General features: G+C 70.1%; 14 protein-coding genes. 5 read left to right on the top strand and 9 right to left on the bottom strand.

Going from position 1 to position 18931, the window contains the following annotated elements:
- Positions 1–756 carry a GNAT family N-acetyltransferase gene (locus tag BLU09_RS18765; RefSeq protein ID WP_244171831.1) on the bottom strand — a complete coding sequence of 252 codons (756 nt, stop codon included), beginning with the start codon at positions 754–756 and terminating at the stop codon, positions 1–3.
- 101 nt (positions 757–857) lie between these two features.
- Between BLU09_RS18765 and BLU09_RS18760 the strand changes: the two genes are divergently transcribed.
- Both BLU09_RS18760 and gyrB read left to right on the top strand, forming a co-directional pair.
- On the top strand, positions 858–1316 hold the full coding sequence (locus BLU09_RS18760) for a hypothetical protein (protein ID WP_090490920.1): 459 nt from the start codon (positions 858–860) through the stop codon (positions 1314–1316).
- 157 nt (positions 1317–1473) lie between these two features.
- Positions 1474–3921 carry a DNA topoisomerase (ATP-hydrolyzing) subunit B gene (gyrB, locus tag BLU09_RS18755; protein WP_090490919.1) on the top strand — a complete coding sequence of 816 codons (2448 nt, stop codon included), beginning with the start codon at positions 1474–1476 and terminating at the stop codon, positions 3919–3921.
- A gap of 274 nt (positions 3922–4195) precedes the next feature.
- Here the strand turns inward: gyrB and BLU09_RS18750 are convergent, their stop codons facing one another.
- The gene (locus BLU09_RS18750; RefSeq protein WP_090490918.1) at positions 4196–6973 is read right to left on the bottom strand and encodes a serine/threonine-protein kinase; all 2778 of its coding nucleotides are present in this window, start codon (positions 6971–6973) and stop codon (positions 4196–4198) included.
- Between the two features lie 211 nt (positions 6974–7184).
- Here BLU09_RS18750 and BLU09_RS18745 point away from each other — a divergent pair, with 211 nt between their 5' ends.
- The 3 genes from BLU09_RS18745 to BLU09_RS18735 all read left to right on the top strand — a co-directional run bounded on the left by BLU09_RS18745 (position 7185) and on the right by BLU09_RS18735 (position 10091).
- Positions 7185–8369 carry a hypothetical protein gene (locus BLU09_RS18745; RefSeq protein WP_244171830.1) on the top strand — a complete coding sequence of 395 codons (1185 nt, stop codon included), beginning with the start codon at positions 7185–7187 and terminating at the stop codon, positions 8367–8369.
- Positions 8366–9469: a metallophosphoesterase family protein gene (locus BLU09_RS18740; protein WP_090490916.1), complete on the top strand. Its 1104-nt coding sequence runs from the start codon at positions 8366–8368 to the stop codon at positions 9467–9469. Before BLU09_RS18745 ends, BLU09_RS18740 begins: the two co-directional genes overlap by 4 nt.
- A gap of 97 nt (positions 9470–9566) precedes the next feature.
- On the top strand, positions 9567–10091 hold the full coding sequence (locus BLU09_RS18735; protein WP_090490915.1) for a hypothetical protein: 525 nt from the start codon (positions 9567–9569) through the stop codon (positions 10089–10091).
- Positions 10092–10160: 69 nt separating this feature from the next.
- On the opposite strand, the gene BLU09_RS18730 is transcribed toward BLU09_RS18735, so the two are convergent.
- The 7 genes from BLU09_RS18730 to BLU09_RS18700 form a co-directional block, all read right to left on the bottom strand.
- A complete protein-coding gene (locus BLU09_RS18730; protein ID WP_090490914.1) occupies positions 10161–11333 on the bottom strand; it encodes a zinc-dependent alcohol dehydrogenase in 1173 nt (390 codons plus the stop codon).
- Positions 11334–11344: 11 nt separating this feature from the next.
- Positions 11345–12163 (bottom strand): SRPBCC family protein, encoded by an 819-nt coding sequence (locus tag BLU09_RS18725; protein WP_090490913.1) that lies wholly within the window; start codon positions 12161–12163, stop codon positions 11345–11347.
- A gap of 266 nt (positions 12164–12429) precedes the next feature.
- Positions 12430–13809, bottom strand: coding sequence for a hypothetical protein (locus BLU09_RS18720; protein ID WP_090490912.1), 1380 nt, complete (start codon positions 13807–13809; stop codon positions 12430–12432).
- Between the two features lie 21 nt (positions 13810–13830).
- Positions 13831–17262, bottom strand: a complete 3432-nt coding sequence (locus BLU09_RS18715) for a TonB-dependent receptor domain-containing protein (RefSeq protein WP_373284057.1) — start codon at positions 17260–17262, stop codon at positions 13831–13833.
- A gap of 77 nt (positions 17263–17339) precedes the next feature.
- Positions 17340–17765, bottom strand: coding sequence for an ExbD/TolR family protein (locus tag BLU09_RS18710; protein WP_011550418.1), 426 nt, complete (start codon positions 17763–17765; stop codon positions 17340–17342).
- Positions 17766–17776: 11 nt separating this feature from the next.
- Complete coding sequence (locus BLU09_RS18705; RefSeq protein ID WP_011550419.1) at positions 17777–18184, bottom strand: ExbD/TolR family protein; 408 nt, start codon at positions 18182–18184, stop codon at positions 17777–17779.
- Complete coding sequence (locus BLU09_RS18700) at positions 18168–18920, bottom strand: MotA/TolQ/ExbB proton channel family protein (protein WP_011550420.1); 753 nt, start codon at positions 18918–18920, stop codon at positions 18168–18170. The genes BLU09_RS18705 and BLU09_RS18700 overlap by 17 nt, the downstream gene beginning before the upstream one ends.
- Positions 18921–18931: the final 11 nt, after the last annotated feature.

Raw genomic sequence — 18931 nt, 5'->3', positions numbered from 1 at the left:
TCAGGGGCTCGTGCGGCCCCAGGTCTCCCACGCGCCCAGATCCCGGTAGCCCAGGCGCTGATACAAGGGCTTCGCCTCCGGCGTGGCCTGGAGCACCGCGGCCGTCATCCCGCGGATCCGCGCCTGGTGGTGCAGCCCGCGCATCACCTGCGCGGCCAGCCCCCGGCCCCGGGCCTCGGGCACCGTGGCCACCATGTAGATGCCCGCGGTGTCGCCTACGTCCTGGGCCATGCCACACGCCAGGGCAACGCCCGCCTCCTTCGCGACCAGCGTGTGCACCGGCAGCCGAGGCGGCTGCAGCCAGGCGTCGAGCTGGCTCCCGAGCTGGACCCACGTGCGCTTGTTGATGGCGACCATGTCATCCTGCGTCTCGGAGACCTCCAGGGGGAGGTCCGGCGGGGCGTCCGGCACGTCCCCCAGCACCATGCCCATGGCATCCATCCGGACCGCGTCAGGGGCGAAGCCGGCGTCCTCCAGCACCCGCCGGCCCTCGGTGTCTCCGGGCAGCAGCACCACGCGCCAGCCGGGCAGGTCCAGGCGCAGGTAGAAGTCCGTCAGGGTGGGCAGGGCGTCGCGCAGCGCTCCCGGGTCGTGGAAGAAGGCCTGCTGGGCCCGCGCGTGTTCCGGGTGCCCCGGCAGACAGAAGGCGTCCACGCCTGGCAGGCCCAGGTGCCGCAGCGTGCCGCGCTCCCGCTGAAGGTGCTTGAAGGCGATGACGTTCGACAGCAGGCGCGCGGACAGCTCGGCATTCGTCATGGGACTCTGGAGCGTAGGGCACGGTTCGCCCGGCGGAGAACAGACGCAGCGCTCAAAACCGCGCACCGGCGCGCCGGGAGGATTAGGGTGCAGGGGCACCCATGAGCAGCCCGCGCTTCTACGCCTTCGACCCTCGCGCCACCCGCATCGCCCTCTTCGTGGGGGCCTGCGTGCTGGCCGTCCTCACCGCCTGGGCCCTGGCGGATGCCCGCGACGCAGGTGGCGTCCAGGCCATGGCCCGCGCCGGCGTCTCCGCGGGGCTGATGTTGACCTTCCTGGTGTCCTTCCACCGCCTGCGGCCCCGCACGGGCTGGGGCGTCACGGTGGACGCGCGGGGCGTGCGCGTGGCCCGGCCCTTCAGCCAGAAGGAGCTGGATCTGCACTGGGGGCAGATTGACCACGTGCGCCGGATTGGCCGGAAGGGGAGCGTGCTCGCCCTGTTCCTCAAGGAGGAAGGCCGAGTGCTCGTCACCCGGCATCTCTTCGCCCGCAAGGCTGTTTTCGACGAGTTGATTTCGGCGCTGGAGGACCGCCTCCCGCCGCCCCGTTTCGACGCCTGAACACCCCGTTTCCCGGGGCGGCCTCCCAGGCAGGCGGCCAGGCGGATTTCACGAATGTTTACGCAGCCTTGCGAGTCCTCGTTAACCTTGTTCGACGTGCCTTGAAGTGGTACGCACGGACCTGTTGCAAGGCTCCTTTTCCCAAGGACAGCTTCACATGGAAAAGACCCCCGCTACCGGCTCGGCGGTTGCTCCGCCGCCCGTGGAGTATGGGACGGACAGCATTACCAAGCTCGAGGGCCGCGAGGCGGTCCGGAAGCGCCCCGGCATGTACATCGGCGACACGATGGCCTACGGGCTCCACAAGCTCGTGTACGAGGTCGTCGACAACGCGGTGGACGAGTCGCTGGCCGGGCACTGCACCGACATCGAGGTCGTCATCCACGTGGATGGCTCCCTGAGCGTGCAGGACAACGGGCGCGGCATCCCCGTGGGCCCGCACCCCAAGTTCCCCGGCAAGGACACCCTGGAGGTCGTCCTCACGGAGCTGCACGCCGGCAGCAAGTTCGGCAACGGCGCGTACAAGGTCTCCGGCGGCCTCCACGGCGTGGGCGTCACCTGCGTCAACTTCCTCTCGGAGTGGTTCAAGGTCCGCGTCCAGCGCAACGGCGTGGTCTACGAGCAGTCCTACGCGCAGGGCATCCCGGACACCCCGCCGCGCGAGGTGGGCACCACCGACAAGCGCGGCACGCACATCGCCTTCAAGCCGGACGCCACGGTGATGGAGCTGGTGGAGTTCAACTTCGAGACGCTCAGCCAGCGTCTGCGCGAGCTGGCCTTCCTCAACGCCGGCCTGCACATCGTCGTCCGCGACGAGCGCACGAACAAGGAGCACGACTTCAAGTTCGACGGCGGCATCTCCTCGTTCGTGGAGTACCTCAACAAGTCGAAGCAGACGCTCCACGACAAGCCCATCGCCTTCAGCACGGAGCGCGAGGGCGTCACGCTCGACATCGCGATGCAGTGGAATGACGGCTACGACGAGCGCATCTACACCTTCGCGAACAACATCAACACCCACGAGGGTGGCAGCCACCTGTCCGGCTTCAAGGCGGCGCTGACGCGCACGCTCAACAGCTACGCGGAGAAGGCCAGCCTCTGGAAGGACCTCAAGGAGACGCCCACCGGCGAGGACGCGCGTGAGGGCCTGTCCGCCGTCATCTCCGTCAAGCTGACCAACCCCCAGTTCGAGGGGCAGACGAAGACGAAGCTGGGCAACAGCGAGGTGAAGGGCCTGGTCGAGCAGATGGTGAACGACCAGCTCGGCTCCTTCCTGGAAGAGACGCCCGTCGTCGCCAAGAAGGTCGTGGCGAAGATTGGCGACGCCTGCCGGGCGCGTCTGGCCGCGCGCAAAGCGCGTGAGACGGTGCGCCGCAAGGGCGTGCTGGACGGCGGCGGGCTCCCCGGAAAGCTGGCGGACTGTCAGAGCCGCGACCCGAACGAGAGCGAGCTCTACATCGTGGAGGGCGACTCCGCAGGTGGCTCCGCGAAGCAGGGCCGGGACCGGCGCAACCAGGCCATCCTTCCGCTGCGCGGCAAGATTCTCAACGTGGAGAAGGCCCGCTTCGAGAAGATGCTCACCAGCGCCGAAATCGTGACGCTGATTACGGCATTGGGCACGGGCATCGGCGCGGAGGACTACGACCCGGAGAAGGCGCGCTACCACCGCATCATCCTGATGACGGACGCCGACGTGGACGGCAGCCACATCCGCACGCTGCTGCTCACCTTCTTCTTCCGGCAGATGCCGGAGCTCTTGCAGAAGGGCTACCTCTACATCGCGCAGCCGCCGCTCTACAAAGTCACGCGCAACAAGAAGGACCAGTACGTCAAGGACGAGCACGCGCTGAACGAGTACCTGCTCAAGATTGCCTCCGAGCACGCGCGGGTGCTGACGCCCGAGGGCGAGCTGGGCGGCGCGGAGCTGAAGGCGCTGCTGGAGAAGGTGATTACGTACGAGGAGCGCCTGGAGAAGCAGGCCAAGCGCCGGGACGCGCGCGTGGTGGACGCGCTGGTGCAGGGCGCGCGGCTGACGGCGGAGACGCTGACGGACGAGGCGGCCCTGGAGGCGGCGGTGAAGGCCGCCTACGACACCTTCGAGCGCCGCATGCCGGACGTGCTGGGCCGCGTGCGCCACGAACTGGTGCAGGACCCCGAGCACCACACCAAGAAGCTGGTGTTCCACACCGACGTGAATGGCGCCATGCGGGAGACGGTGCTCGACCACGCCTTCCTGTCGTCGCCGGAGTACCTGGAGCTGTCGTCGCTGCGCGACGCCTTCGTGGCGCTGGGCAAGGCGCCGTACAAGGTCCGCGTGGACGCGGGGGAAATCACCGTCTTCTCCGTGCAGGAGGTGCTCGCCGCCGTTCGCAAGGACGCGCAGCGCGGCCTGGGCCTGCAGCGCTACAAGGGGCTGGGGGAGATGAACCCGGAGCAGCTCTGGGACACCACGATGAACCCGGCCACGCGCACGCTGCTCCAGGTGCGGGTGGAGGACGCGGTGGAGAGCGACGAAATCTTCTCGCTGCTGATGGGCGAGGCGGTGGAGCCGCGGCGTGAGTTCATCGAGCGCAACGCCCTGGACGTGCAGAACCTGGACATCTGAGTCCGTCCCGAGGAAAGACGCGTGGGCCCGGTGCCCCTCGGCCCCGCGCCCACGTGCCTTTCCCGTCCTTGTCGAGCCGGGCCTCCGCGCTGCCGGGCCCTCGCTAGCCCTTACGTCAGGAAGCCGGCCCCCTTCGCTGAAGCCACGGGGCGCCGGTCCACCGTAAGGTAGTCACCGTTCCTCCGGCCCAGCCCGGCGTCCTCCGCGGCGCGGCGAGTGCTCGCCTCGCCTGTCGGCGCCACAGCGGGTGCGCGGCGGGCCGCCTGTGTGCCTGCTACCGCTCCGAGCGGCGTGAGCCCTTCAGGGCCTCCGCGCGCTCCTTCCCGGACATGGCCGTCACGTCGACGATGTCCACCTCGAAGGCGCCCCGGTTGTCGCCCACCTGCATGTCGGGGAAGGTGCAGTGCAGGTTCTCCGTGCCCGTCAGCTGGTAGCGCTTGCCGGTCTGGAGGATGCGGTGGGTGGCGCGCACGGATTCGGGCGCCGGGCCGCGCTCCATGCACAGCACCTGGCGGACGCGGCCGTTGGGGCCGGAGCGCAGCTCCGCGAAGTCGTCTCGCACGGTGAGCAGGTAGGTGGAATCCGGGTTGAGGCCGCGCAGCACCATCTGGTGCTCGGGCTTCAGGGGCACCGCGTTTTCCTTCGCGTCGAAGGTGAACGAGCGCGGCGGCACGTAGGCGGACTGGCGGACGTTGACGCGGATGGCGCCGCTGTTGTCGTCCAGTCCGCCGTCATCCAGCGCGAAGACGTGGAGCTTCCGAGCGCCCTTGATGGTGCGCGTTGACGTGCCGAGCAGGCCGAAGCTGCTGTCCACCGGCCCGTCGCCTTCGATGAAGTAGGCCAGCGTGCCGGAGGCGGTGCCCCGGCCCTCGGCCAGGGACGCGCTGCCCTGCGTCCACACCGAGTACGTCGTGCCGGGGTTCAGCTCGATGCTGGCGGTGTTGTATTCGGGCAGGGGGACGGCGTTGTACTGGGGGCGCAGCACCAGCACGCGGGTGGGGTAGTCCACCTCGTGCATCGTCCGCTGCGGCGTGTCCTCCTCCACGGGCCCGTCCTGTGCGACCGCCACCTCCGTGCGGGCGCCCGCGTCCTCCGGCGCGCTGGGGCCCCCGTCCTCCGGTGTGGCGGCGCCTTCCGCCACCACCGCGGCGCTCGCGTCCCCTGGCGCCGCCACGGCCACTTCGACGGGCGGCGGGGGCGCGGCGATGGGCTTCAGCTCCGCCGTCAGCGGCTCCACCAGGTTCGACGTGGGCGTGAAGCGCTTCGTCCAGGGCAGGTGGCCGGGCAGTGAGAGGGCCAGCGTGTTGGCCTCGCCAATCTTGACCTCCACCATCAGCGGCGTGACGCCCTTGAGCACCTGGTCGTTGAGCCGCACCGTGGCGCCCGCGGGCTTGGAGGCGAGCCACAGCGTGGTGGTGGATGCGTACACGTCGTCGAACGTGGACTCGCGCGCGATGACGAGCTTGTAGAACACACCGACGAGGAACAGCGCGGCGGTGGCGTAGATGACGGACATCGTCACGACGCGCGCCTTCTCCTTCCCCTTCGCCACGCGCGCGGCTTCTTCGCGCGCCAGCGTGTCCCGGGCGTCGTCCACGGAGGTGCGGTAGCCCTTGCCCGTCCAGGTGCCCACCGGATGCGCCTCGGTGGTGGGCTCCTTGCCCTTGGCGGCGGGCACTTCGATGGGCGTGTCGCGTAGCGCGGCCTGGGTGGGGGCGGGCGCATCACCCGCGTCAGTGCTGGGCTCTTCGTCCAGCGCCGGCACGGGGGGCCCGGGGCGCTCGGAGGTGTATGTCCTGCGGACGCCACCCTCGGAGCGGGGGAGCTGGGACTGGGTCACCCGCCGCACGCCACTGCTCGTGGGGCGGCGTGCTCCCGGGGTGCTCGCAGCGGGGCGACGGCCTCCTTCGCTGCCGGGCCGTCCGCTGTCGCTGCCAGGGCGGCCTCCGTCACTGCCCGGGCGGCTGCGCACGCCGGGGCTGGAGCCCCGCGAGGCGTTGCTGGACGGGGGCCGCGCGCGTCCCTGGGACGCCGTTTCGGTGACGCCCGTCTGCCAGGCGGCGAGCTGCTCCTGGAAGGCGGGGGACACCTCCACCCGGCGGCCCTCGGCGGCCAGCTCCTCCGGGAAGAGGTGCGCCATGAGCTGCGACAGCAGGGTGGGGGTGAAGCGCGGGTTGTCGCGGTAGAGCAGCTCCACCAGCGACTCGCTCAAGTCCTTCGCCGTTGGGTAGCGCGCCTCACGGTCCAGCGCCATGGCGTGGGAGATGACCGTCTCCACGTCCTCGCTGACGGTGGGGTTGAGCGCGGACGGCGGCAGGCGGTCGCCCACGAGGATGCGGGGCAGGACGGTGACGAACTCCCCTTCATAGGGACGCTTGCCGCACACCATCTCGTAGAGGACGACCCCCGCGGCGTACACGTCGGTGCGCGCGTCCAGGTCCTGCCGGCCCTGGGCCTGCTCCGGGGAGAAGTACGGGTACTTGCCCTTGAGGGTGCCGGGAGACGTCTTCGCCTCCACCGCGCTCGTCACCTTGGCGATGCCGAAGTCGATGACCTTGACCTCGCCCTCATAGGAGATGAGGACGTTGTCCGGGGACACGTCGCGGTGCACCAGGCCCAGCGCCTGCCCGTCCTCGCCCACGTGCCGGTGCGCGTAGTCCAGGCCGTCACACAGCTTGCTGGCCACATGGAGCGCCAGCGGCTCCGGGAAGGACGCCATGCCCATCCGCTGGGCGCGGCGCAGCACCTTGGACAAGGGCTGGCCCTGCACCAGCTCCATGGCGATGAAGTACTGCCCGTCCACCTCACCGAAGTCGAAAATCTGCGCGATGTTGCTGTGGCTCATGCTGGCCACCACGCGCGCCTCGCCGACGAACATCTCGACGAAGTCCGCATCGTCGACGAAGTGCGGGAGGATCTGCTTGATGACGCAGGGCTTGGTGACGCCCGCCGCCCCCGTCATCCGCGCGCGGTAGGTGACGGCCATCCCCCCCGCGGCGATCTTCGAGAGGAGGACGTATTTGCCGAATTGCTGAGGGCTGTTTTCCGCCACGGGGTAGGAGCATACCTTCCTTCCTGGGAAAGTCCCGGTTCCGGATTGCGCTCTGTGCGGAGTTTTTCAGGGTTACCAAGGTGTGAGGCTTCACATTTCTTCACGCGGGGCGCCTGCCGTGGGCCGCCCTGGCGCGGTTATCTAGCGGACCTGCCTGCGCTTGCCGGCGGGCGGGGGCGGCCGGCCCCTCGCTGAGAAAGAGGCGTCGCCGATGGTGTCCGAGCTCCCCCTTCGCTCGCGGTGGGGCGCCGTGTGTCTGAGTGGAGTGCTGCTGTTCTCGACGCCGGGCCTGGCCCGCGCTGGGGACGGGCGCCCGGAGGTCCCGGTGGATGCGCCCCTCAAGGCGCACGTGGGGCTTTCCCAGCAGTCGTTGGCGCAGGTGCCCCCGCCGCCCCTGGAGCGCCCCGATTTCAAGCCGCTCGCGGTGGCGGTGGCGGTGGTGCCGGGGTTGCTCTTCCATGGGCTGGGGCCCCTGGTGGCGGGGGACCGTCACACGGCGAAGCGGCTCTTCGCGTTGGAGGGCGCGGGCCTGGGGCTCATCGCGCTGGGCGGGGTGCCCATTGCCCTCACGGGCGCCTCGCGGCGCACCATTGCCCCGCTGTACGCGGTGACGCTGGCGGGCTTCAGCGTGCTGGGCATCTCCGCGCTGGCCAACCTGTATGCGGTGACGGCGCCGGCGTTCGACGCGGGCGTCGCGCCGCCCCTGCTTCCTCCGCTGGAGTTGGAGGTGGGCTACCAGTATGTGAATGACGCTGCGTTCGACTACCGCCACTTCCTCACGGTGGGGGCGCAGGCCCGCTTCGACTCGCTGCGCCTGCTGAGCTCCGTGCGGGTGGACCCTTCCGAGGGCAACACCCAGGTGCGCCTGGGCGGGGCGTGGCGGCTGTTGGGCGCGCCGGAGCGCGCGCTGTCGGGCACGGATGGCAGCGCGCTGGACGTGGAGGCTTTCGGCCAGTTCCACCGCTACCCCACCGAGGGTTTCGCGCTCATCAGCGGAGAGGTGGCGCTGCGGGGCCGGCTGGCCATGTCGCGCATCAGCCCGGCCATGGCGGGCTCCTTCGCGGAGGTCAGCGTGGGCACGTCGGCGGAGGCCTATACGTACCCCGGCGCGGTGAGCGACGGGAACCTGCACGAGCAGCTGCTCTTCACCTTCGGCTACGGCGTGTGGCTGGGCCGGGGTGGGCCGTTCCGGGGCGAGGCGATGCTCTATTACGACCACCGCAAGGACTCGTTCGCGGGCGGCATCCGCTCGCGCGGCGGCGGAATCGTGGGCGCCTTTGGCCTGAGGGGCCGGGCGCTGCTGACGGATGACTGGGGTGTCGCCGCCGAGGTGCAGGGGGGCGGCGCGCTCGTGGGCCGGCTGTCGTTGATTCGTGCCCTGGGAGGTGAGCGGTGATGCGCGTGGGAGTGATGGCGGCACTGGTGGTTGCGGGGTGCGGCATGCGGCCCGCGGAGAACCGCGCGATTGCGGATTCCAAGGTGGGCCAGGCGCAGCAGGGCGGGGTGACGCTGTCGGTGGCGGACGGGCTGGCGACGGTGCGCGAATTGGCGCCGGGCACGCTGGTGCTGTGGGGCAACGCGCCGGCCTTCACCGCGCGCATCGACGTGGGCGCCCAGGCGCCGTCCGACTGGCTGGTGACGGTGCGCAACGCGATGCCGGACGCGGTGCTGGTGGCCGAGGAGGAAGGGGGCGCGCCGCTGACGCAGGAGGCGCTCCCGCAGGCGCTGCCCACCGTGAAGGTGTGGCGCGTGGCGCTGCGCGCGGGGGCGACGGCGCGGCTGTCCGTGGCGCCGCCGGATTCCGAGTCGCACGAGCCCTTCCGCTTCCTCGCGCTGGCGGACGTGCAGGAGGCCCTGCCGCGCGTTGGGGATATCTACGCGCGCATGCGGCGGGACGACGCGGCGCGCTTCATCCTCTTCGCGGGCGACCTCACGGAGTCAGGCACGCGCGATGAGCTGACGGAGTTCCAGGAGCGGCTGGAGGCGGGCTCGCGCATCCCGCTGTACGCCACGCTGGGCAACCACGAGACGTTCACCCGCGACGCGGCCGAGTACCACGCGCTGGTGGGGCGCGGCAGCCAGAGCTTCGTCTTCAAGGGCGTGCGCTTCTCGGTGGTGGATTCCAGCAACGGCACGTTGGACCCCGGCGTGGAGGAGCAATTGGAAGGGTGGCTGGCGGCCTCGCGGGACGGCACGCACGTGGTGGCCATGCACGTGCCGCCGCAGGACCCGGTGGGCTTGCGCGGCGGCGGCTTCGCCAACCGGGGCGAGGCCGCGGGCCTGGTGGGGAAGATGGCGCGCGCGGGCGTGGACCTCACGCTCTACGGGCACATCCACTCCTACTATTCGTTCGCCAACGCGGGCATCCCCGCCTTCATCTCCGGCGGCGGCGGTGCCATTCCGGAGACGTTCGACGGGGTGGGCCGGCACTACCTGTCCGTGGATGTGAGCGCGGGCGACGGCTTGCAGCAGGCGGCGCTGGTGCGCGTGGATTGATCCGCAGGGGTGCTGTTTTAGCCTACCCTCTTGATCTGACACTGAACATCTGGGCAGATAGGGGCCACCTTCCCGCAAGGAGCCAGGAGGCCCGCGCATGTTCGACTCGAACGAGAACGACCCCATTTCCCCGGCGCTGCGTGCGCTGCTCGAGCTGTTCACCACGGAGCTGGCGGAGGTCCGCTTCCCGGACATGAACGGCGAGGTGCTGGACGCCGCGGCCGAACAGGTGCGGGCGCAGGCGGAGGCCGTGGCGCGGGCGCAGGCGGCGCTGGAGTCCGCGCGGCAGGCGCTGCACGAAAGCCAGGAGGCGTTGCTCCAGAAGGGCCAGCGGGCGCTGGCGTACGCGCGGGTCTTCTCCGAGGAGAACGTGGAGCTGAGCGCGCGGCTGGACGGCATCCATCTGCCGCGCGCGGCGCGCAAGGGCGCCCGGGCTGACGGCGGAGCGGTGGACTCCGCGAGCGCGGCGCAGGGCAACGATGAGAACGCGCCCCGCCGCCGGGGCCGTCCTCCCAAGGCCCGCGCCGCCGCGGGTGCGTCCCTGTTCGCGGATGGGTCCTCGCCGGAGGCGCTCGCCGCCGCGGCGCACCACACCGGCAATGGCATGTTGTCCGAGGCCTGAGCGGGCCGCGGATAAACGAAGCCGCCCGGTGTGTCGCGGCCACCGGACGGCCTCGCGAGGACTGGCGCGTCAGTTGGGCAGGAACACCGCCCGGACGCAGCCGTCCTGCTTCTTCTTGAAGAGCTCGTACCCCTTTGGCGCGTCCTCCAGGGAGAAGCGGTGCGTGGCGAGGAAGGAAGGGTCCAGCTCGCCCTTCACCACGTGCTCCAGCAGGCGCGGCAGGTACTTCTGTCCGTGCTGCTGGGCGGCGCGGACCGTGAGGCCCTTGTTCATGATGGCGCCCAGGGGGAACGCGTCCATGAAGCCGTAGACGCCCACCACGGACAGGATGCCGCCCTTGCGGCACGCGAGGATGGCCTGCCGCAGCGCCTGCCCCCGGTCCGTTTGGAGCCGCATCGCCTGTTTCGCGCGGTCATACGCGGCGCCCACGCCCGTGCCGTGGGCCTCCATGCCCACCGCGTCGATGCAGGCGTCGGGGCCTCGGCCGCCGGTGAGCTCCTTCAGCACGTCGAGGACGCTGTCCACCTCTTCGTAGCTGATGGTCTCCGCGCCCACCTTCTCCCGGGCCAGCTTCAGTCTTTCGGGGAAGCGGTCGATGCCAATCACCCGCTCGGCGCCGAGGAGGAACGCGGCTTTCTGCGCCATCAGCCCCACGCCGCCGCAGCCCCACACGGCCACCGTCTGGCCGGGTTGGATGTCGCAGAAGTCCGCGCCCATGTAGCCGGTGGGCACGGCGTCGGAGAGGAACAGCGCCTGTTCATCCGTCACGCCTTCGGGCACCCGGAAGCAGTCGTTGTCCGCGTGAGGGACGCGGACGAACTGCGCATGCGCGCCCGCGTAGCCGCCGAAGGCGTGGGTGTAGCCGTAGATGCCCGCCGTCTGATAGCCGAACAGCGGCTCCTGCAATTCGCCCTTGGGATTGGTGTTGTCGCAGAGGGACCAGAGGTCGTGCTGGCAGTACCAGCAGCTGCCGCAGCCGATGAAGGAGGGGACGACGACGCGGTCACCCACCTGGACCTTCTTTACCGCGGGGCCCTTCTCCACGACGGTGCCCATGAACTCGTGGCCGATGACGTCTCCCTTGCGCATCGTCGGGATGTAGCCGTCGATGAAGTGGAGGTCGGAGCCGCAGGTGGTGGACATCCTCACCTGGAGGATGACGTCGTGCGGGTTGACGATGCGAGGGTCCCCCACCGTCTCCACGCCCAGGTCGTTGATGCCGTTCCAGCAGAGTGCGCGCATGGACAGGTTCCTCAGAAGGAGTAGCCGCCCTCGCGAGCGGCGGGGTTGGGCCGGGTGGTGGGAATCTCGCCCGTCTCGACGAGGCTCTTGAATCGCTTGAGGGCCTTGAGCGCGAGCGCGGCGGGCACGGCGCCGAGCAACTGCACGGCCTTCTCGCCCACGACACCGCCCGGTGGGTCGAAGACGAAGCGGAGCGTTACTTCCGTGCCCCAGTCCCGCGGCGCGGGGCGGAAGCGCACCCAGCCTTCGTTGGGCAGGGCCGTGTCCCCCACGGATTGCCAGCGCAGCAGCTCACCCGGGTTCTCCTCCACCACCTCCGCGTCCCATTCGAGCTCCGCGCCGAGCACGCCCGGCACCTTCCAGTGCTGCAGGCCCTCGCCGGAGGACGTGACGTCGGCGAAGTGTCCCATCACCTGGTTGAGCGTCTCCGCGTCGCACCAGCGGCGATACAGCGCCTCCGGCGTGCCTTGGATGGTGATGGAGCGCTGGAGCACCGTCAGTTCGACGGTGGCGTCCCGGCCACGTTGCCGGCGGAGCTTCCGGACGATGACGCCGTGCTTGTGGACGTAGGGTTCCTGTTCGGTCCGGGTGCCGCGGAAGAGCAGGCCGCCACCGGCCAGGGCCATGGCCACGCCGCCCAGCTTGCCTCGCCGGAGGCCCAGCGTGAGCAGGGCGCCGCCCGCGAGCGCGGAGACGAGCTGCGGGAGGCGCTCCTCCGAGGTGCGGTGGATGCCGCGGCCAGGCCGTCCCCATCGCTGGCTTCCGAGGCGTCCGCCACGTGGAGACACAGCGGGAAAGCGGGCTCCTGGCTGCTGAATCGTGTCACGCATGGTGGTGGCTCCTCCGGGGCAGGCAGGAGTCGAGCCCGCCACCGGAAACGTTGGGGGAGCCACCGGGGATGACAACCCCGTGGGCGCGTGCCGCGCGGGGTGAGGGGCCCAGGGCCGCCAGCAGGCTCCGGGCCCTGCAAAGGCCACGGCCCGGCCGGGTGCCGTCGCCGGAGCCCCCCTCCGCGCGCTGCACTCGACCGGGCCATGGGACCGGGCTCCCCACCCGCGTTCGGTGGAGGGGCCCGGCTCAGCTCTGCGTGGGGACGTCAGTCCTGCGGGAAGGCCGTCCAGCCGGCCAGCCAGTTGGTGGTGCCCACCGCGCCGACGAAGCGCGCGGAGGTGTCGAAGCCCGCCGGCGGCGTGGCGGCGGAGTCCGGGTTGAGCGCGGGCGAGCCGGCCACCGGCATGAAGTTCGGCGCCGTCAGGTGGGTCGCGTCGGTGAGCTGCGGATCCACCACGCGGTTGTTCAGCGCGGAGGCGAGCACGCGCTCGGGCTCGTTGAAGTTGGACACGTCCGGGTTGGTGATGTTGCCGCCAGCGTCCACGGTCGGGTTCGGCGCCGCGGGGATGGAGACGGTGTCGCCGCGGTTGTTCCAGAAGAACGTGTTGCGCAGGTACAGCTCCGGCGTGGCCGCGTTCCACAGGGCCGCGGAGGCCGTGCCGCTCACGTCCACCGCCAGGTCGGCGAAGTGGGCCACGATGACGTTGTTCAGCTTCCCGCCCGCGCCGGTGTTGAACACCATGCCCGACTGCGCGGGGCTGGTGCCCGCCGGACGGCCGGAGCCGATGAAGGTCGCGTTCCAGATTTCCGGCGCGGACCGCGGCGTGGCCGCGTTGTCGTTCTTGTTGCCGGAGGCCTCGATGCCGAAGTTGCCCACCACCGCGTTCTGCTGCGCGATGAAGAACTGAATCTTCCCGTTGTAGCCCAGGTCGTAGTCCAGCGAGTCATCGTCCGCCTGGGTGACGACGGCGTGCTTCAGGTTGGCCGAGCCGCCGAAGAACTCCACGCCATCATCCGCGCCCATGTGGACCTGGATGTAGTCCAGGTCGGTGTCCGAGCCGCAGCCGGCCACGGTGAGGCCGTTGAGCTCGTTGTCCTCGGACAGCTCGAAGCCGGCGAACTCGATGCGCGCGTAGTTCAGCTTGCCGCAGTCGTGCGCGTCGTCCGGGTTGGCGCCGCCACCGTACTGGGTCAGCGGGTTGTTGCCGGAGGCGAAGAAGCCCTCCACCGTGTTCTCGCCGCCCGCCACGTTGATGCGGCCCTTGCCGAGCAGCACCACGCCGCCCCAGTTACCGGGCTCGCGGCTGCCCTCGGGCCGCGAGCTGGTGAAGACGATGGGGGCCTGCGCCGTGCCCACCGCGTGAATCTTCGCGTTGCGGGTGATGATGAGCGCGCTGCCCTGGTCGCCCAGGATGCGGGTGCCCGGCTCGATGGTGAGCGTACCGCTCTCCACGAAGATGTAGTTCTTCAGCGTATACGTGACGCCCGCCTTCCAGGTGGTGTCCTGGGTGATGTTGGCGGACACGTTCTCGGTGGTGTCCGTCGGCGGCGGGTTGGGGTTGTTGGGCGTGTTGTCGTCGTCGCCGCAGGCAGACGTCAGGGAGAGGGCGGAGAGCGTCAGGAGGGAGGCAAAGAGGCGCTTCATGGGTGTGCTTCCTTCTGCGGGTTAGAGGGACCAGCCCAGCGACGCGCTGAAGGCGACGCCGGGTTTGTACGTCTGCACGTCCACCGACTCCTGGCGGAGGGTGACGCTCGAGTTGAGGAGGTTGGCCGCGGTGAGCTTGAGCTGCGCGGAGCCGAGCTGCTGGGTCAGCGAGATGTCCACGCGGTGGAAGGGCACTTCGTAGATGTCCGGCAGGCCCTGGACGCCCACTTCGCTGATGCGGCGGCCATATACGTTGTAGAGGACGGTCAGCTCGGTGCCGCTTTCGGGGCGCGAGTAGCCGACGTTGAGGTTGATGACGTACGGGGACTGGCCCTGGAGGGGACGGTTCCGGTTCGTCTGCGCGCCCACCACGTTGGGGTCACCCAGGTCCACGTCGGACTGGATGAGCGTGAGGTTGGCGCCCACGCGCACGGCCTTCAGCGTCTCCGTGAGACGGGCCAGCGACGCGCGCGCCTCCAGCTCCAGGCCGTAGGTGTTGGCGCCCGCGGCGTTCTCGAAGCTGAGGTCCCCCGACTCGGGGTTGCGGATGACGCGCTCGATGGGGTCCTGGAAGCGCTTGTAGAAGGCGCTGGCGGCCAGGACCTCGTTCTCACCCGCGAACCACTCGACGCGCGCGTCGATGTTGTGGATGCGCGTCTGGAGCAGGTCCGGGTTGCCGGACACGTTCCGGCGGCGCACGAAGTCGAAGTAGATGAACGGCGCCAGCTCGCGGAAGGTGGGCCGCGCCAGCGTGTAGCTGTAGCCGGCGCGCACATTCACGGTGGGCGTCAGCGCGTAGATGGCGTTGAAGGCCGGCAGCAGGTTCATGTACTCGGAGCGGTTCTCCGCGCCGGAGGCGCCGGTGAACGGGTCCTTCAGCGTGAGCTGCTGGGTGGAGGACTCCACGCGCAGGCCGCCCACCAGGCGGAGGGCGTCCGTCGGCTGGACGTCCGCGGACGCATAGCCGGCGAAGATGCCCAGGTACGCGTCATAGGCATCATCCGGCCGGGTGTTCTCGCGCACGCGGATGCCGGTGCCCAGGTTCTCCGGGGCGAAGAGCTGCTCGGGGGGGAGCGTGCGGTCCACCGGCGTGGTGCCCAGCAGGTAGCGGAAGCGGCGCGCACCGAAGTCACGGAAGGACACCTGGGTGAGCCCGCCCACCTTCAGCCGGACGGCGGAGAGGGGAACGGTGACGTTGACGCTGCCGCCCGTGGACGTCTCGCCCAACTCGGCGAAGAAGCGCTCGCCGCTGTTGGGCTGGTTGGGGAAGGTGGGCGTGCCCGACGGCGCGGAGAGGTTGTCGCTGTAGAGGGTGTCGCGGGTGTCGGGCTCGTCGCGGTCCACGCGGGACAGGTTGGCCTGCCAATCCAGCTCCGCGTCTCCCAGCAGACCCAGGCGGTGGAAGCCTCGGAGCTGGTTGAAGAAGAGCTGCCGGCTGACGAACTGCAGGCGCGTGCTCTCGTAGCTCTCACCGCGGACGATGTTGCTGCCGCGCGCGGTGAACGTGCGGGTATCGGTGCCGCGGGTGTAGAGGCCGAACCAGGTCAGCTCGTTGTCGCGGTCCAACTGGAAGCCGACGCTGCCCAGGCCGCTGAGGCTGGCCGTCTCGAAGCCCTGCGTGCTGCGGGCCGCGTCGCGACCGTTGAGCGCGCCCGTCTCGTCGCGGTCGACTCGGGCGAAGGTGCCCTCCTGCACGCCGTCGCGGTGACCGTAGTTGGCGCTGGCCAGGTAGCCCAGCCGGCTGTTGCCGAAGCGCAGGGTGTCGCCCATGGACACGCCCAGGCCCATGTTGGGCAGCGCGGTGGTGCGGCGCGCCTGCCAGATGTTGGGGAAGCTGCGGTACTGCTGCTCCAGCACGTCGCTGGACTCGCCGGACATCCCCAGGCCGCTGTCGCGCGGAATCGCGTTGGGGAGCTGGCGGCTCCCGCTGGGGAAGCCCAGGTTCTCACCGAAGCCGCCCTGGGCCTGGCTGTTGCGCTCGCGGAACGTCGTCTCGGAGTCGCCGCCCAGGCTGATGCGCGGCTTGAGCTCGAACTCGCTCGGGTAGGAGTTGGTTTCGATGAGCAGCGTGCCGCCGGCGAAGGTGCCGGGGAGGTCCGGTGTGTAGCTCTTCACCACGTTGAGGTTGGCGAGCAGGCTGGTGGGGAAGATGTCCAGCGGGACGCTGGGCTCGTCCGGCTCGGTGCTGGGCAGCAGCGCGCCGTTGAGCAGCGTGGTGCTGTAGCGGCCACCCAGGCCGCGCAGCAGCACGTAGCGGCCGTCCACCACCGTGGCGCTCACCACGCGCTTCACCGCGTCGGAGGCGCTGGAGTCCGGCGTGCGCGCGATTTCCTGCGCGCTGATGGCGTCCGACACGGCGGCGGCCTTCTTGCGCTCCTGGAGCAGCGCGCCCTCGGCCCGGCGGTCCGCGCGGGCCTCGACGACGACTTCCTGCACCGCGCCTTCGTCCGCGCCGAGCGCGACGTCCAGCTTCGTCGCCTTGCCCTTCGTCACCACGACGCCGGTGATGCGGCGGCCCTGGTACACGTCATAGAAGACGCGCAGGTCGTACTTCCCGGGAGGCAGCGCGACCCGGTAGAAGCCATCCAGGTCGGTGAGCACCTGCTTCTGGGCGCCCGCCACGACCTTCACGGTGGCCTCGATGAGGCCCTCTCCGTTGGCTTCGTCCGTCACGCGGCCGTAGATGCCGGTGAAGCCCGGGGGCGGCACTGCGGACTCGGCCAGCATCGCCTCGTCGTCGCTCATGCCCTCCATGGACGCATCGGCCGGCGCCGTGGGCTGCTGCGCAGTGGGGTCGGCTTCGGTGCCGGGTTGCTGCGCGGTGGGCGAGGGCGTGACGCCCGGCTGCTGCACGGTGGGCGAGGGCGTGACGCCCAGCTGCTGCACGGTGGGGCCGGCTTCGGTGCCGGGCTGCTGCGCGGTGGGCAAGGGTGTGACGCCCGGCTGCTGCACGGTGGGCGAGGGCGTGGCGCCCAGCTGCTGCGCCGTGGGCGAGGGCGTGACGCCCGGCTGCTGCGCAGTAGGCGCGGCCTCGGTGCCGGGCTGCTGCGCCGTGGGCGAGGGCGTGACGCCCGGCTGCTGTGCAGTGGGCGCGGCCTCGGTGCCGGGCTGCGCGGCCGTCGGCGGCGTCACGGTGCCAGGCTGCTGCGCGGTGGGCGCAGGCTCCGTGCCTGGCTGCTGCGTGGAAGGATCATCCGCAGTGGGCGGAGCGGCAATTCCAGACGGCTGCGTCGCGGTGTCAGTCGGCTGCGACGGTTGGGTTTCCTCGGATGGGGGAAGAGGTTGCGTGACGGGGGCGACCGCGGGAGCGGGAGCCGAGCCCGGAACGCCGGGCGCCTGTGCGAACACGGGCGTAGCTGTCATGACAAGCGCAGCCAGAATGGCGCGCAAGGGGGCAGTGCGAGACAACACGACACTCCTTACCGAGGTGCGCGTAGAGAACGCGACACGCATGGCATCTGGATGAAGAGGCTGTGACGATTCAGGCGGCGGACCGCAAACTGGGTGTCACGGTCCGCCGCGGCACTGCATCAATCCGCGAGCTTGTCCGGCAGCACGCCGACCGTGATGTCCCCGCCTCGCGCGAGGTCCAGCACGTCCATGGCGGCGCCGTACGGCACATCATCACTGGCGTCGAAGAACACAATCTTGTCCGGGCGCGCGTTGAGCATGCGCTGGAGCCGGGCCACGACCTGGTCGCGGGGCACTTCTTCCCGGTTGATGCGCAGCACGCCGGACTTGTCCACCGTGAGGACCACCGGTGGCTTTGCATCGGGAGGAGGCGGAGGGGCCTCCTGGTCATCGCCCTTGGCGGGCACCGTCATCCACATCTGCTTCGTCATCAGCGGGGTGACGACCATGAAGATGATGAGGAGGACGAGCACCACGTCCACCAAGGGCGTCACGTTCATCGCCGGGCGGATGCTGCCCTTTCCGCCTCCGAGGTCGAATGCCATGGCGTGCGCTCCTAGTTCTTCTGTTTGTCGACGACCTGCAGGTTGATGCCGGGGAAGCCCAGCTCCTGCATCGCCTTGAAGAGGCCGCGCACCTCGGAGTAGCGCACGCCCCGGTCGGCCTTGAGCACCACGGGCGAGTCCGGGTCCTTCGCGCGCACGGCCTTCAGCTCGGCCATGAGCGCGTCGCGCTTGAGCTCCTTGCGGTCCAGGAAGAAGGCCCCGGTCGCGGACAGGCTCACCGTGGTGGGTGTCAGCTCCTTGTTCTCCTTGTCCGGGTTCGTCGCCGTGGGCAGCTCCACCGCGGCGCCCGACTCAATCTGGGGCGTGACGACCATGAAGATGATGAGGAGGACGAGCACGACGTCCACCAGGGGCGTCACGTTCATCTCCGGTGTCAGGCTCCTACGCGGGGTGGACATCGCGGGACTCCTTGCGAGCAGCCAGCTCCGGGCCCGTGGCCACCGCGGCGCCGTTGGTGGCCACGGGCTTTTGCGGCCCCAGGTCCTCCAGGTAGTCCATGAACTCGCTCCGCGCGGCGTCCAGGGAGAGCTGGAGCGAATCCGCGCGGGTGGAGAGGAAGTTGAACATCAGCACCGCGGGGATGGCGACGAGCAGACCCAGCGCCGTGACGACGAGCGCCTCGGCGATACCGGCGGACACCGCGCCCAGGCCGCCGGAGCCCTCCTTGGCGATGCCGGAGAAGGCCTCGATGATGCCCACCACCGTGCCGAGCAGACCGACGAAGGGCGCCACCGAGCCGACGGTGGCGAGCACGGACATGCCACGGCGCACGTCGGCGCTGACGCGCTCGTTGATGCGGACCAGCTCACGGCGCGTGAGCTCCACCGGACCCAGCTTGCCGGCCGGCACGCGGGACTTCGCGAGGAAGTGCTTCATGCCACCGCCCAGCAGCATGGCCAGGTGGCTGCCCTTGGTGGCCTCCGCCTCCTTCACCAGCGCCTCGTGCTGGTGCTGGGTGAGGAGCGGACCGGCGCGGGACGCGAATTGCTTGGAGATGGAGCGCGAGCGGAAGAAGACGAAGAGGCGTTCGAAGAACACCGCGAGGGACGCGACGGCGAAGAGGATGAGGGTCCACGCGATGCCCAGCGCGAACACACCCATGTGGTTGTAGATGTCCCTGAGATTGAAATTCATGACGGGTTGCT

The organism is Myxococcus virescens (assembly GCF_900101905.1).
Taxonomy (GTDB): Bacteria; Myxococcota; Myxococcia; order Myxococcales; family Myxococcaceae; genus Myxococcus; species Myxococcus virescens.
This window is presented reverse-complemented; position numbering and strand designations above follow the sequence as displayed.

Coding starts and splice junctions, on each gene's coding strand:
- BLU09_RS18710 (WP_011550418.1), bottom strand. CDS start 17,765: ATGGCATTCGACCTCGGAGGCGGAAAGGGCAGCATCCGCCCGGCGATG.
- BLU09_RS18745 (WP_244171830.1), top strand. CDS start 7,185: ATGGTGTCCGAGCTCCCCCTTCGCTCGCGGTGGGGCGCCGTGTGTCTG.
- BLU09_RS18705 (WP_011550419.1), bottom strand. CDS start 18,184: ATGTCCACCCCGCGTAGGAGCCTGACACCGGAGATGAACGTGACGCCC.
- BLU09_RS18765 (WP_244171831.1), bottom strand. CDS start 756: ATGACGAATGCCGAGCTGTCCGCGCGCCTGCTGTCGAACGTCATCGCC.
- BLU09_RS18720 (WP_090490912.1), bottom strand. CDS start 13,809: ATGAAGCGCCTCTTTGCCTCCCTCCTGACGCTCTCCGCCCTCTCCCTG.
- BLU09_RS18700 (WP_011550420.1), bottom strand. CDS start 18,920: ATGAATTTCAATCTCAGGGACATCTACAACCACATGGGTGTGTTCGCG.
- BLU09_RS18730 (WP_090490914.1), bottom strand. CDS start 11,333: ATGCGCGCACTCTGCTGGAACGGCATCAACGACCTGGGCGTGGAGACG.
- gyrB (WP_090490919.1), top strand. CDS start 1,474: ATGGAAAAGACCCCCGCTACCGGCTCGGCGGTTGCTCCGCCGCCCGTG.
- BLU09_RS18725 (WP_090490913.1), bottom strand. CDS start 12,163: ATGCGTGACACGATTCAGCAGCCAGGAGCCCGCTTTCCCGCTGTGTCT.
- BLU09_RS18735 (WP_090490915.1), top strand. CDS start 9,567: ATGTTCGACTCGAACGAGAACGACCCCATTTCCCCGGCGCTGCGTGCG.
- BLU09_RS18760 (WP_090490920.1), top strand. CDS start 858: ATGAGCAGCCCGCGCTTCTACGCCTTCGACCCTCGCGCCACCCGCATC.
- BLU09_RS18715 (WP_373284057.1), bottom strand. CDS start 17,262: ATGCGTGTCGCGTTCTCTACGCGCACCTCGGTAAGGAGTGTCGTGTTG.